Here is a 13,355-nt window from a genome sequence, read left to right as displayed (position 1 = left end):
ACCTGCCATGAATCCCCCCAGCAACGCGCCGACCACCACGGAGCTGAGCACCATCGCGATGGGCCTGCGGGCCTTCGTCTTTGCCGCGAACAAGCACCCCGGCGGCGCCTCCTCCGCCACCGAGGCCATCACCTCGCTGTTCTTCTCCGGCACCACGACCCTCGCCGACGCCAGCCCGGACAAGGACCGCCTGATCTACTCCAAGGGACACGCGGCCGCGCCCTGGTACGGGGCGCTGTGGGCGCTCGGCGCGATGCCCGGCACGACCTGGCAGCAGGCCGCCGGCTTCGGGCAGGTCGGGCACCCCGTGCCACGGATGCCGGTACGGGGCGCGGTGCCGGGCATGGAGATGAGCACCGGGGCGCTGGGCCAAGGACTGTCCTACGGCGTGGGTCTGGCGCTGGCCGACCGTCGCGCGGGCCGCTCGACCCGGACCTTCGTGCTCCTGGGCGACGGGGAGTGCACCGAGGGCCAGGTGTGGGAGGCGGCGATGACCGCCGACCGGCTGGGACTGCGCAACCTCGTCGCGCTCGTGGACGCCAACGGCTCCGGGAGCGTCATCAAGTTGCCGCGCGAGCAGTGGGCAGCGCGCTGGGAGGGCTTCGGCTGGCGCACGATCGCGGTCGACGGCCACGACCTCGGTGCCATCACCGCGGCACTGCGCGAGGAGAGTGACCGGCCGACGGCGATCATCCTGAACACGATCAAGGGTTACGGTCTGGCCGCCGAGGTCGAGGGGTCCAACACCCTCAGCGCGGACGTGGCTGCCGAGCACCTGCCCGACTGGGACACCGCCGGGCTGATCGACGCGGCGCTGGAGGCCATCGACCGGTACTTCCCCGACGCGGCGCTTCGCCGGCGCGGGCAAGCCGCCCCAGCGTCCTTGCTACCCACTCGCCCCAGCCGGGCGGAGCTGTTGTCGAGGGTGACGGGCTACGAGGCCGGTACGGCCGTGGTGGCGAAGAAGGCGCTCGGCGGCGAACTAGCCGTCGAACTGGCCGGCCTGCCGATGCTGTGGATGGCGCCCGACGCCATCCGCAACTCCGGTCTCCTCCCGCGGATGGAGGAGGTCGGTTCGTGGGACTGGCAGACGCCGGACGCGGACGTCCTGCAGTGCGCGATCGCCGAGCAGGACGCCGCCTCCCTCGCGGCCGGCGCCGCGAGTGCCGGCCTGTGGTCGGTGCTGTTCTCCATGGAGGGGTTCTACTGGCGGATGCTCGACCAGATCCGCGAGTCGGTCGCCTTCCCCCAGGTGCCGGTCCTGCTGGTCGGCACCTCCGGCGGCCTCGGCGACCCGCTCGGCCCGATGGTCCAGTCCGACGGCTGTCTCGCCGCTCTCCTGGCCATCGGCGACCTGGAAGTCTTCGAGGCCGCCGACATCAACACCGCCAAGCTCCTCGCTCTGGAGGCCCTGTCCTCGGGCCGGCCCGCCTACCTGCGGCTGCCCCATGAGGCGGTCCCCGTACGGCACACGCTGGAAGAGCTCGCCGGCCGTCCGCTGCACGAGGGCGTGTTCACGCTCGTCGACGACCCCGACCCCGATCTCGTCATCCTGACCGCCGGCGCCCTGCGCGAGCGCGCCGTCGAAGCCGGACAGGCCCTGTCCGGACAGGACGCCAGGCGCGTCCGGGTCCTGGAGATCATCAGCCCGACGCGTTTCGCCGCGCTCACCCCCGGCCGCCTGCTGGAGCTGATCCCCGCGCACGCCGCCGCGGTCAGCGTCCACAACGCGCCGTCATCTGTACTCGGCAACCTGCTGCCCCACGCCCGCGGCGGAATCGGCGAGGCCCGCATCGGCGTGGACACCTACGGCATCGCCGGATGGCCCCAGGACGCCCTGTACGAGGCCGCCGGACTGACCACCGACGCCATCGTCGACCGCATCCGCAAGGAGTACGCGTGAGTACCGCGTCCTCCTCGTCCCGGCTGGCCGTCGACGCCAGCGACAACATCTTCACCGTCACCGCCCACCGGGCCGACACCTACCGCATCCACCTGGCGGAAGGGCTCGCCACGGACGGGCTCAGCGACCGCCTCGGCTCACTCGCCGCCCAGTTGGCGGCTCCGGAGATCGTCATCGTGATCGACACGGGCGCGGCCGAGCACCACTTGGGCGCCATCACGGCCGCCGTGGTGAGCACCGGACTACGGTTCCGCACCGTGCCGGTCCCGGCCGGGGAGCACAGCAAGTCCCCTGACGGCCTGAGCAACCTGATCCGCGCCCTGCACCAGCACGGAGCAACCCGCCGCACGCTGCTCCTGGGGGTGGGAGGCGGCGTGGTGTGCGACCTGGTCACGGCCGCAGCGGCCCTCTACATGCGGGGCATGCCGTACGCGCTGGTACCCACCACGGTTCTGGCCCAGGTCGACGCCGCGATCGGCGGAAAGGGAGGCATCGACTACGGCGCGGCGAAGAACCTGCTCGGCGCCTTCCACCACCCCGCCGGGGTCTACATCGACCCGGCGCTGACCTCCACCCTCCCCGACCGGCACATCCGGGCCGGACTGGCCGAAGTGATCAAGGTTGCGCTGATCATCAACCCCCAGCTCTTCGCCACCCTGGAGAGGACCGCGAACCCCCTGCCGGACGGCCAAGCGCTGACCGGGATCGTCCGCGACGCCATCGCGGCGAAGCTGCTGCTGCTCGCTCCGGACCCGTTCGAGCAGAAGGACCTGCGGCGGCTGCTGAACCTCGGGCACTGCGTCGGGCACCCCTACGAGGCGGCCACCGGCTACCGGATCCTGCACGGCGAAGCCGTCGCCGCCGGCACCGCCATCGCAGCCGCGCACGCCTACCTCACCGGGGAGACCGAGCTCGAGGACCGCGACCGCGTCCTGGGCCTGCTGGCCGCCTACCAGCTGCCCCTCACCATCCCCGACGAAATGCGGGACGCGGTGTGGGACGGCATCGCCACGGTGCGCCGGATCCGCAACGGCCCCCTTCACCTCGTCCTGCCGCACCATCCCGGCCACTGCACCATCACCGACGACATCGACCGTCCCGCCTTCGACAAGGCCCTCAACGACCTGGCGGCCCGCCCATGACCTCGCCACAGCCCGCCCGGGCCTGGCTGCTCCTCGAAGGGGGCGGCAGCCACACCTGGGCGGCCACCGCCACCGGCTACACCATCCTCACCACCACCGAGGGCCCGTCCACCAACCCCCGGTCGGTCGGCGAGGAGCGCGCCGTCCACACCCTCGTCGACCTCATCGACCAGGTCTGGGACGACCCGGCCACGGCCCCCCTCGGTGTTGTGGCCGCGCACGGCGCCGCCTCCACCCGCGCGGCGGCCGGGGACTTCGCCGCCCTGGTACGCCGCGCCCTGGCCCTCGTCGGGCCGATGGCCGCGCCGGTGCTGGTCACCAACGACCTCACCCCTCTTCTCCTGTCCGCAGGGGGCCCGGTGTGCGTGGCCAACTGCGGCACCGGCACCGGCTTCGCCGCACGCAACGGCGCCCGCTGGGCGCGCTCCTCGGGCCTGGAGTGGCTGCTCTCCGACGAAGGCGGAGGCCACGACCTGGGCACCGCGGGGTTGCGCGCTGCTGTCCGCGCCCTGGACGGACGGGGCCCGGACACCGCCCTGACCGGCCTGGCCCAGGCATGGTGCGCCGAGTCGGACCACGCCGGCGGTGACCTGAGCGAGCACCTCTTCTTCCACGTCTACCGCGAGGAGGGCGCCAAGTCGCTGGTCGCGACCTTCGCCCAGCACGTCCTGGAGGCCGCCGAGGACGGTGACGCCGTGGCCGGGCGGCTCGTCGAGAACGCCGCCGCCGAACTGGCCGCCGGTGCCACCTCCGTGTGCCGGGCCACGGGAATCACCACCGGCACGGACTACACCCTGCTGCTGTCCGGCTCCCTGCTGACGGAGGCCACCTTCCTGCGGGGCCACTTCATGACTTGGGCCCACGAGAACCTCCCGCCCACCGCACTTCGCCAGCACACCCCCAAGAGCCGACCGGAGGACCTGCTCCGCCTGCGGGATCTATGGCTGACCCCGGAAGCCCTGCCGCCGCTGACCTCGGCCATGCCGACCCACGCCGACCCCGCTCCCTCGACGGCCGAAGGAACAAGCGCGTGACCACCGCCGATCCCCTTCCTCCGCAGGACCCGCCGCTCGGCGCCGTGCTCGACCGGGTACTGGACCAGGCAGGCTCCGAGATCGAGGCCTTCACCCGTGGCCCGGAACTCGTCCGGTTCAAGCGCAGCGTCCACGGCGGCATCGAACCCGTCACCGAACTCGACCTGCGCCTACAGGACTTGATCACCACCGCACTGGAGAAGGCCTGGCCCGGCTTGCCGGTCATCGCCGAGGAGGGACGCGAAAGCATCGGGCCCATCCCCGACGACTGCGTCCTGGTCGACCCACTCGACGGCACCGTCCCCTTCCTGGAGGGCAGCCCGTTCTTCGCGATCGCCATCTGCCTGGTCCGCTCGGGACGGCCGGTCCAAGCGATCGTGGACCTGCCCGCCTACCAGGTGCGGGTGAGCGCCACCGGATCCGCGCTGACCGTCACCGGAGACCTCGACCGCCTCCCCACGTTCGCCCCGGACACCGTGTTGACCAGCCCCCGCCACACCGAACTGGCCGCCCGGCTGCTGCCCACCCGGACCGTAGCCGCCGTGCCCACGGCCAGCGTCAAGATGATCCTCGTGGCGCTCGGCCGCGCCCGGGCCGCCGCCTACCTTCCCGCCGCCCGCGGCAGCGCGGCACCGTGGGACTACGCCGCCGCCGCGCTGGCAGTCCACGCCGCCGGCGGAGAAGTCCGCGACCCAACGGGCCGCGACCTCGCCCGCACCCGGCCCGCGCGCCTCGACGGGTGGCTGGCCACCCGCCACGCCCCGCGCCCGCCCGGCGACCTCAAGCCCCTGATGCGCCCCGCCCGTTGACACCCTTCAGGAGATCCACCGCATGTCCTCCGCTCCCACCACCACCGACGGCTGGCGCGGCCTGCCCAGGCCCGGCTTCGCAGAGCCGCACCTGCTGGCCGCCCTCGACCATTGCGCCGAGCGCGACGTGCTCGGCGAGAACGTCCTAGTCGGCTACGACGGCCGCGCTGGCGCCCCCGAACTCGCCCGGCTCGCCGCCGACCTCCTAGCCGAGCACGGCATCACCGCGCACCTGGCCACCACACCGGCCCCCACCCCCGCCTGCGGATGGCTCGTCCACCAGGCCGCCGACCTGAGCGCGGCCGTCATCATCACCGCCAGCCACAATCCGCCCGGCTACATCGGCATGAAGCTCCGCAACGCCGCCGGACACGGCATCGTGTGGCCCCAGCCGCCACCCGGCGCCGTCCTCGACCCGGGCCGCCTGCCCCAGCGCAACCACCCCGCCATCGACGTCCTCGCCCCGTACGCCGCAGCCACCGGCGCCGCCCTCGACGAAGCCGCCACCCACTTCGACGCCGACGTGCTCCTGGACGCCGCCCACGGCGCTGTCGGAGCCCTGGCCGGCCACCTCGAAGCGGTCCGGATCCTGCGGGCCCGCCCGCTGCCCTTCTTCGCCGGCCGCACACCCGACCCCGTCCCCCGCCCCCAGGCCGAACAGACCGCTCGCGAACTCCTGGAACATCAGGCCCGGCCGGCGCTGCTGGCGATGACCGACGGCGACGGCGACCGGCTCGTGCTGTTCACCCACCGCTCCGGCTACATCGGCAGCCCCGAGCAGGCCGCCGCCCTGCTGTACGCGGGACTGCCGGTCGACCGGCTGATCACCACGGCGGTCGCCCCGCGCATGGCAGTGCGGGCGGCCAAGCGCGCCCGGCCCGGGCTGCGGGTCACCGAGACGCCCGTCGGGTTCAAGCACATCGTCACCGCCTGGCAGACCAACCCGAAACCCACGCTCGGCCTGGAACCCAACGGCGCCTTGGTCTACGTCACCGACGGCCGCGGCTACTTCGAGCGCGACAGCCTCGCCGCTCTGACCGCCGTCCTCCACGCGTTCCCGACTCTGAAGGCCTTGGACGACGCGGTCGCCGACGTGCGGCGCGCGCACCCGCACACCCAGCTCGTGCACACCGTGCCCGAGCCGCTGACCGACGTGCTGCACCAGCTTCCGAAGCTGCTGCCGGGCTGGCGGGCCGACCACTCCGGCGATCCGGTCGTCTACGACGACGGCGCGCACGGCCGCATAGCCGTACGCGCCTCGGGAACCGAACCCGCCACCCGCCTCTACATCGAGGCGCCGGTCCCGGTCGTCGAACACCTCACCCGGGCCCTGGGGGGCCCGGCGTTCAACCTGTCTGCTTGAGCAGGCCCGCCGCCACTAGTCCGGCCAAGCCCATGTCCGCGTCGGTGTACTGACCGCCGAGGAGATGGGCCACGTACTCGTCCTGCGGCAGAGTCACCGGTTCGACGAACTCCTCCGCGTCCGGGGTCGGCTCGGCGACCTTGCGGCAGTCCCGGGCCAGCACCGCATACCGGACGTGGGTGGCGTAGGACGCCAGGAAGGTCTGCATGACGACCTCGGCCGTCCCCGCCTGGAAGCCGGTCTCCTCGAGCAGCTCCCGGATCCCGGCGGCCACCACGTCCTCCTCGGACCCGACGAGGCCGCCGGGGAGCTCGGCCAGGACCTTGCCCGGGCCGGGGCGGTACTGGCGGACGAGAATGCCCTGGCCGTCTTCGGTGAACGCCACCAGGGCGACCGTCCGGGGCCCTTGCAGAATGTCCCAGTCGGAGTCCTTGCCGTTGGGCTGGGTGTAGGTGCGGCAGCGCACCTTCAGGTAGCCGGCGGGCTCGGGACGCTCGCTCTTCAGCGTCCACGCCAACGGGTCGCGTTCTTCAGTCACGCTTAGCACCTTATCCAACTCGCAGTGTGACAAATGATGGGGTGGTGCCGCCCGCAGTAGATGCAGGCGGCGGACGGCGGGGGCGCCGCATGCACGGGGCGTCCCCGCTGGTCAGATGTGGATGAGGCCCTGCGCCACGAGCTGCCTTCTCATGGTGTGGTACTCCTCCACCGTGACCGGCCGCTGCCCGCGCGCGTGCTTGGGCTTGCCGGCCTGCGAGGCCTCGGGCCACTCGTCGGCGGCGGGCAGCATGTCCAGCGCGGCGTTCGAGCGCGGCTTGGCCCGCGGGCCACGCATGAACAGGGTGACCGTGCCGGGCAGCATCACCGTCTGGTGCACCAGCGGATGGCCCAGGGTGTAGCACGAGCCGGGGCGCTCGACCGTGATGAGGCCCGGCTGAAGGTCTCCGGCAGTGAACTCGCCTTCCCCGGTGTCGGTCCGCCGCCGCCAGACGTGGATGTAGGCGCCGGCCAGGACCAAGGTGGTGAAGGTGTACTTGTGGTCGTGCGGGACCAGTTCGCGCGCCCCGGGCGACATGTGCAGGCGGATCTGGAAGCCGCGGGCGTCGTCCTGGTAGATCACGAGCCGGTTGATCAGGGGGTGGACCTCGCTCTCGGTCATCCGCTGCGGGTCGTGTTCGATCTCGCCGACGAGCTGCGTGAGAAGCCGGCGGTCGGCGCCGAGCCGGAGCAGGATGTCGCGGCTGCGCCGGTGGGCCAGGCGCAGGTCGCTGTCGTCGAGGGCCGGCAGTTCCTCCAGCCAGTTCGTCGCCGTCGTCACGCGGTCACCTTCGGGGTGGTCTCGTCGTCCGGCAGCGCGGCGGTCAGGATCCGCTGCGCGGTGCCGAGCGCCTCGTGGTAGCCGTAGGCCGTCAGCGGCGCGGCGCCCGCAGTCGGGGCCAGGGCGGTGCGCGCCAGGACGAGCTGGCAGCCGTCGTCGCTGGTCTCGATGGTGCGCAGGGTTCCGGGGTGGCAGGCGTAGATCGACTCCTCCGCGAAAGTGCGCACCAGCCACGGGTGGTCGTCGTCGACGTCCTCCTGGTGCCGGTAGCACTCGACGTGGCTGGTGCCGGCGAGGGTCAGGGTGACGGTCTTCTCGGTCGCCTCCTCCGGGACCGGACTGCCTTCGGCGTACAGGCGCAGGTAGAGCAGGCAGTCGTGCTCGGTGTCCTCGGCAAGCAGCAGATGCGTGTGGCCGGGGGCGGTGAAAGAGCGTCCGGCGAACTGGGGGTCAGCATGCTTGATCAGGTCGAGGGCCTGGTGGACCGCGCCGGGCCGCCAGCCGCCCTGGAGGATGTCCGGGTTGTCGGGGACGTCGGCGGGTGCGCTGCTCTGGTTGAGCAGGGCCACGACCGGGGCCAGGTGTGCGAGCGCGTGGGAGATCAACGCGTGATCCTTCCGGAGGTGAGGACGCCCAGCCGCTCGAGGTCGGCGACGAAGGCGTGATATTCAGACAAGGACATGGGGCCGGACAGGCGGTAGCGCTGGTCCGTGGGAGAGCCGTCGTCACCGTCGATGCGGGTGTCGTGCAGGTCGGTGGCGGAGTTCCAGCGCCGCTGGCGCACCGGGCCGCGCAGGAACAGCGTGGCGGTGCCGGGGAAGACGGCGGTCTGGTGCACCAGGGAGTCGGAGAACAGGTAGGCGGTTCCGGGATGCTCAACGGTGACCAGTCCGGGCGCCAGGTCGGTGGACGTAAAGGGGCCTGTCTGCCCGCCGGCGATGCGCCGGTTCCACACCTGGGCGTATCCGCCGGTCAGGACGTGGACGGCGAAGGGGTACTTGTGGTCGTGCGGGATGAGCTCCAGCCGGCCGTCCTGGAAGATGTGCAGCCGCAGCTGCCACCCGTCGGCGCCGGAGGTGTCCTCGGCGAGGACCAGGCGGTTGACGAGGGGGTTGGTCTCGCAGCGGACCAGGCGCTCAGGATCGGAGCCGATCGAGGTGACCAGATCAGTCAGCAGTTCTCGGTCGTCGGCCAGGGCACGCAGGGCCGTGCTCGTGTCGGCCGCGCATTGGCGCGGGTTGTCCCAGTTGATGAGTTCCAGTGTGGTGGCGAGATCCGTTGGGGGCATGGGGTGAACGTCCTTTCCGTGGGCCTCCGTGGCGATACGGTGACGCTCGGAACCCGTGGTTGTTGATCGAAGGGACATGGCGTGGCACTCAGGGCGCTTCGCGCGGCATTGGAAGCGGTGTACGTCAGGCGCCTGGCCCGCAAGGTGGAAGGCCTCCCCCGCCCGCGGCACGTCGCGATCATGCTGGACGGCAACCGCCGCTGGGCCCGCGGAGCCGGGCACGACGATCCTCGTGAGGGCTACCGTGTCGGCGGGGCCAAGGTCGGCGACTTCCTGCGCTGGTGCGACGCCGCCCAGATCGAGCACGTCACGCTGTGGATGCTCTCCGACGACAACCTGCACCGGCCCGCGAACGAGCTCGGCCCGCTGATCGAGATCATCGAAGAGACCGTCCAGAGCATCTGCGCGGCCGACGAGCAGTGGCGCATCGAGATCATCGGCTCGCTGGACCTGCTGCCGGGCGAAAGCGCGAGCGTCCTGAAGGACGCGGCCGACCGCACCACCGGCCGCACCGGGCTCAAGGTCGACGTCGCCGTCGGGTACGGCGGCCGCCGCGAGATCGTCGACGCCGTCAAGACCGCCTTCGAGAAGCACACCGCCGCGGGCGGGGACCCGCAGGAGCTCGCGGAGAACTTCGACCTCGAGCACATCTCCGACAACCTGTACTCCCCGGCGGGCCGCGACACCGACTTCATCATCCGCACCTCCGGCGAACAGCGGCTGTCCGGGTTCCTGCTGTGGCAGTCCGCCTACGCGGAGGTGCACTTCGTCGAGGTCCTGTGGCCGGCGTTCCGGCAGATCGACCTGCTGCGCGCGCTGCGCTCGTACGCGGCGCGGGAACGCCGCTATGGCCGGTGACGTCATGCCAGGTGCGCCATCCGCGGGTCGGCGAGGATCGCGTCCACGGCCCGCTTGACTGAGCTGTCCTGGTCCTCCTCGTCGCTGGAGACGACCACGCACCGCCAGGGCGCGGCGACCTCCTCCAGGGCTTCCATCAGCCGGGTCTGCAGATCAAGGTAGGCGTCCCTGCCCCGGCCGCTTCCCGCCGCGCCGTGGTGCTCCAGTCCTCCCAGGGTGCCGCGCTGGGCGATCAGCCGGTCGTACGCGCGGTGCGGGGAGCACCGCACCAGGACGGGGACCGTGCGCGTCTCGTCGGGGCGCAGCACCATGGCGGCCGAGCGCAGCACGGTGGCGGCGGCCCGGGCGTGGCTGTCGTGGCGTGCCGTGCGCTGCGCGAGCAGGCACAGCTTGCTGACCATCTTCAGCGGGTGGGTCTCCTCGATGACGACCGCGCCGCGCTCCAGTTCCCGGTGGACGACGCTGGTGTAGTAGACGAGGCTGCCGGCGATCTCGCACAGCGCGGCCGCGGTGATGGCCTGCGGGTCGTTCGCCGCGATCGGAGCCGCGTCCAGCCGCTTCTCCAGGGAACTGTCACGCAGGTCGGCCGGCGGGGCAGGCAGCAGAGTGCCCAGGGCGGTGCCGTCGGCGGCTTCGGCGAGGCTGTAGAGGGAGCGCAGGCCCGCGTCGTACAACGCCCGGTTGGTGTCCGCGACGTGTCCCGTGGGCTGGGCCCGGAGGTAGTCCCGCCGGGAGAGGACGCGGACGGGTTTGCCCTCGTCGGCCAGGCGTTGGCGGACGGCGCGGGCGATGGTGCTCTTGCCCGCCCCGTCCGGGCCGAGGAAAGTGATCGCGGAGCCGGAGCGGGTCATCGGCGGTGTGCCTCCCGGTAGTGGGTCAGGGCCTGGGTGAGGTGCTGGCGGGTGAAGTCGGGCCAGTAGGTGGGGGTGAACCACAGCTCGGCGCCGACGCCGCCCCAGAGCAGGAAGCCAGAGCTGCGGCGTTCACCGGACGTGCGGATGAGGAGGTCCGGGTCGGGCTGGCCGTCGCTGATCGCGCGGCTCAGGTCCTCGACGGTGAGGTGCTTGGCGGCCTCGTCGGCGGGAACGCCCTCGCGGGCCCAGCCCGCCATGAGACGGCGGACGGCGCTGGCGATCTCAAGGCGTCCTCCGTAGGCGATGGCCAGGTTCACCGTCAGCGTGTCCGGCGCGTCGGCACTGGCCTGCTCAGCGTGTCGGACCGCTTGCGCCACACGGGGCGGAAGAGCGTCGCCTTCACCCAGATGACGGATGCGCCACCGGCCGGCCCACGACAGCTGCAGGACAGCACCGGTGATGATCTCCATCAGCGCCTCGACTTCGGCCGGGTCGCGGCGCAGGTTCTCGGTGGAGAGCATCCACAAGGTGACCAGGGGGATGCCGCTCTCCTCGCACCACGACAGGACCTGCGGAATCCGGCCGAAGCCGATCCGGTGCCCGTCGGAGGCGGACAGGCCGTGCTCCTTCGCCCAGCGCCGGTTGCCGTCCAGGACGATGCCGACGTGCCGCGGCCCGCCGGAGTTCACAGCAGCCGCTGGACGCCCCACACGGGCACGTCCCGGAAGAAGGCGACCGCGTCCGCTTCCGCCCAGGAGGCCCACTGCTCGGCCTCAGTGCTGGCCAGCTCGGCGAAGCGGCGCATGTCGGCGAGGAGGCTCTGGTCAACGCGGTGGGCGGTCACGATCTCGCGGACCTTGTCCACGTCAGTCTGCGTTGCGCCGGCATGGCCCAACACCGAGGAGAGGATCTTCTGCTCGGACTCCGACGCGGCGAGAAGAGTGCGGCGGATCAGGTAGGTCACCCGGCCGTCGGCGACGTCGGCCGTGGCGGGCTTGCCGGTGACCTCCTCGTTCCCGAAGAGCGACAGGTAGTCGTCGCGCATCTGCCCCGAGATGCCGAAGGAGGTGGAGTAGCGCCGCAGGGTCGGCTCGTGCTCCTTCGGGTCCTGCTCTGCGGCCAGCAGGCCGAGCTGCAGCGGGGCGAGCGCCGAGGACCGGGCGGCCTTGAAGTCGCACACGGAGTGCAGCAGTTCCTCTTCCGGTACGCCGAGGAAGTCCCGCTCGAGGTCGAAGACCTGGCCGATGAACGTGCTCAGGCCGGCCGTGTTCTGGACGGCGGCCATCGACTGGGCCAGCCACGGATCCAGTCCGGCTTCGGTGATCACCTGCTGGGAGAGGACGAGGGCGAGGTCGCCGGCCAGGACGGCAAAGCCCAGGGCGTGCTGAGGATGGTCCGGGAACTTGTCGCGGTAGGCGTAGTACGTGGAGGGGCCGCCGCGGCGGGTGGCCGCGTTGTCGATGATGTCGTCGTGGATGAGCAGATGTGCCTGCAGCAGCTCGATACTCAGGGCGGCGATGTCCACCGCCTTCACCGTCATCGCGCCGCCGGGCACCAGGTTCGCGGCTTCGTAGGCGAACGCGACCCGCTGTCGCTTGCCGCCCCGTAGGGCCAACTCCTCGACCATGCGCAGGCACTCGGGGGCGAAGCGGCTGAGTTCCGGCGCGTCGGATGACGCGTGCAGTTGTGCGAAGTACTTCTGGAAGAGGTCCTGGAAGCGGTCGCGGTGCTGTGTGATCCGGCTGCCCATCTGCCGGGTGACTTCGTCGTCGCTCATGCGCCCGTCCATGCCCTTCTGATTGAAAGAGGGGCACCGCAGAGCGCCCGGGCGCCAGTCGACCGTCCCCGGGTGTAGCGCCACCAGACGGGCGGGTGTCGCGATGCGCCCGCCACAGCGGTCGCCGCTCTACCTGCCTGTGGCGCGTACGAGAAGTTCGGCTACCGCCACGCCGGCTGGCCGGGTGACGACGTAGGCGACCGCGTCTGCGACGTCTTCGGCGTTCAGGCCCTGCCCCGGGCCGGCTCCAAGGCTCCGAGCGAGGGGTGTGTCGACGAGGCCGGGCTGGATGAGGCCCACCCGTACGCCAGCGGGGGCGAGTTCCCGGCGCAGCCCCTCGCTCCACGCGGTGACGGCCTGCTTCGTCGCCGCGTACACGCTGGTGCCCGGACTGCCCTGTCGCCCGGCTGTCGACCCGACGGTCACGAGGTCTGCCGTCCCGCGGTCGGACGAGGCGGCGGCGTCCGCCAGGTGCGATAGCGCGGCGTGGGAGATGTTGAGCGTTCCGCTCAGGTTGGTGTCGATCATGGACTGCCAACGGCTCGGCGCGTCGTCGGCGAAGGTGCTGAGATGCGCGGTCCCTGCGCAGTTGATCAGCATGTCCAGCCTGCCCGCCGTGTCGACGACCTCGGCGACCGCCTGTTCGGCCCTGGCGGCATCAGCGAGATCCGCGCAGACGGCGAAGGCCTCGCCGCCGGCGCTGCGGATCTCACAGCACACCTGTTCCAGGGCCTCGGCCCGGCGGGCGAGGAGCGCCACCGTCGCCCCCAGGCGCGCCAGCCGGTGTGCCGTTGCCCGTCCGATGCCGCTTGACGCGCCGGTGACCAGCGCCGCGGTGCCCGTCAGTTCAGCCCCCATCGGCAGCCCCTTTCCGTCGCCTGGCGGCTATTCACCCGGCGACTGACCGTAGGGGCGCCGCCCGGCCGCCGCGCTGTGGCGCGTGCATCGCCACAGGCGCACTCTGGCGGCGCCACACCCCAGGCGGGTGCACTGACTTCTCGACCAAGGG

14 protein-coding genes are annotated in these 13,355 nt (G+C 71.9%); 6 read left to right on the top strand and 8 right to left on the bottom strand.

The features are described 5' to 3' along the window. Positions 1-7: 7 nt before the first annotated feature. From OG883_RS46395 to OG883_RS46375, 5 genes are read left to right on the top strand one after another with little or no spacing between them, the layout of a single operon-like run. Complete coding sequence (locus tag OG883_RS46395) at positions 8-1,903, top strand: thiamine pyrophosphate-dependent enzyme (protein WP_266554914.1); 1,896 nt, start codon at positions 8-10, stop codon at positions 1,901-1,903. Then, positions 1,900-3,045: a 3-dehydroquinate synthase gene (locus OG883_RS46390; RefSeq protein WP_266554912.1), complete on the top strand. Its 1,146-nt coding sequence runs from the start codon at positions 1,900-1,902 to the stop codon at positions 3,043-3,045. The genes OG883_RS46395 and OG883_RS46390 overlap by 4 nt, the downstream gene beginning before the upstream one ends. Then, positions 3,042-4,079 (top strand): N-acetylglucosamine kinase, encoded by a 1,038-nt coding sequence (locus OG883_RS46385; RefSeq protein WP_266554910.1) that lies wholly within the window; start codon positions 3,042-3,044, stop codon positions 4,077-4,079. Before OG883_RS46390 ends, OG883_RS46385 begins: the two co-directional genes overlap by 4 nt. Continuing rightward, a complete protein-coding gene (locus tag OG883_RS46380) occupies positions 4,076-4,888 on the top strand; it encodes an inositol monophosphatase family protein (RefSeq protein WP_266554908.1) in 813 nt (270 codons plus the stop codon). The genes OG883_RS46385 and OG883_RS46380 overlap by 4 nt, the downstream gene beginning before the upstream one ends. 22 nt (positions 4,889-4,910) lie before the next feature. Continuing rightward, the gene (locus tag OG883_RS46375; RefSeq protein WP_266554906.1) at positions 4,911-6,251 is read left to right on the top strand and encodes a hypothetical protein; all 1,341 of its coding nucleotides are present in this window, start codon (positions 4,911-4,913) and stop codon (positions 6,249-6,251) included. Here OG883_RS46375 and OG883_RS46370 read toward each other — a convergent pair. The 4 genes from OG883_RS46370 to OG883_RS46355 form a co-directional block, all read right to left on the bottom strand. Continuing rightward, positions 6,235-6,789 (bottom strand): NUDIX hydrolase, encoded by a 555-nt coding sequence (locus OG883_RS46370; protein ID WP_266554904.1) that lies wholly within the window; start codon positions 6,787-6,789, stop codon positions 6,235-6,237. The genes OG883_RS46375 and OG883_RS46370 overlap by 17 nt on opposite strands. 111 nt (positions 6,790-6,900) lie before the next feature. Further along, positions 6,901-7,569 (bottom strand): hypothetical protein, encoded by a 669-nt coding sequence (locus OG883_RS46365; RefSeq protein WP_266554902.1) that lies wholly within the window; start codon positions 7,567-7,569, stop codon positions 6,901-6,903. Continuing rightward, the gene (locus OG883_RS46360; RefSeq protein ID WP_266554900.1) at positions 7,566-8,174 is read right to left on the bottom strand and encodes a hypothetical protein; all 609 of its coding nucleotides are present in this window, start codon (positions 8,172-8,174) and stop codon (positions 7,566-7,568) included. The genes OG883_RS46365 and OG883_RS46360 overlap by 4 nt, the downstream gene beginning before the upstream one ends. Beyond that, complete coding sequence (locus tag OG883_RS46355; RefSeq protein WP_266554898.1) at positions 8,171-8,857, bottom strand: hypothetical protein; 687 nt, start codon at positions 8,855-8,857, stop codon at positions 8,171-8,173. Before OG883_RS46355 ends, OG883_RS46360 begins: the two co-directional genes overlap by 4 nt. An 81-nt stretch (positions 8,858-8,938) precedes the next feature. On the opposite strand from OG883_RS46355, the gene OG883_RS46350 reads away from it, so the two are divergent. Then, the gene (locus OG883_RS46350) at positions 8,939-9,715 is read left to right on the top strand and encodes an isoprenyl transferase (protein WP_266554896.1); all 777 of its coding nucleotides are present in this window, start codon (positions 8,939-8,941) and stop codon (positions 9,713-9,715) included. 2 nt (positions 9,716-9,717) lie between these two features. On the opposite strand, the gene OG883_RS46345 is transcribed toward OG883_RS46350, so the two are convergent. From OG883_RS46345 to OG883_RS46330, 4 genes are all read right to left on the bottom strand, one after another. After that, positions 9,718-10,566 (bottom strand): hypothetical protein, encoded by an 849-nt coding sequence (locus OG883_RS46345; protein ID WP_266554894.1) that lies wholly within the window; start codon positions 10,564-10,566, stop codon positions 9,718-9,720. Then, complete coding sequence (uppS, locus tag OG883_RS46340; protein ID WP_266554892.1) at positions 10,563-11,279, bottom strand: polyprenyl diphosphate synthase; 717 nt, start codon at positions 11,277-11,279, stop codon at positions 10,563-10,565. Before uppS ends, OG883_RS46345 begins: the two co-directional genes overlap by 4 nt. After that, entirely contained in the window at positions 11,255-12,346 is a 1,092-nt protein-coding gene (locus tag OG883_RS46335; protein WP_266554890.1) for a polyprenyl synthetase family protein, read from the bottom strand. Before OG883_RS46335 ends, uppS begins: the two co-directional genes overlap by 25 nt. A gap of 129 nt (positions 12,347-12,475) precedes the next feature. Continuing rightward, positions 12,476-13,204: an SDR family oxidoreductase gene (locus OG883_RS46330; protein ID WP_266554888.1), complete on the bottom strand. Its 729-nt coding sequence runs from the start codon at positions 13,202-13,204 to the stop codon at positions 12,476-12,478. Positions 13,205-13,355 lie beyond the last annotated feature (151 nt).

The organism is Streptomyces sp. NBC_01142, assembly GCF_026341125.1.
In the GTDB taxonomy this organism is placed as follows: domain Bacteria; phylum Actinomycetota; class Actinomycetes; order Streptomycetales; family Streptomycetaceae; genus Streptomyces.
This window is presented reverse-complemented; position numbering and strand designations above follow the sequence as displayed.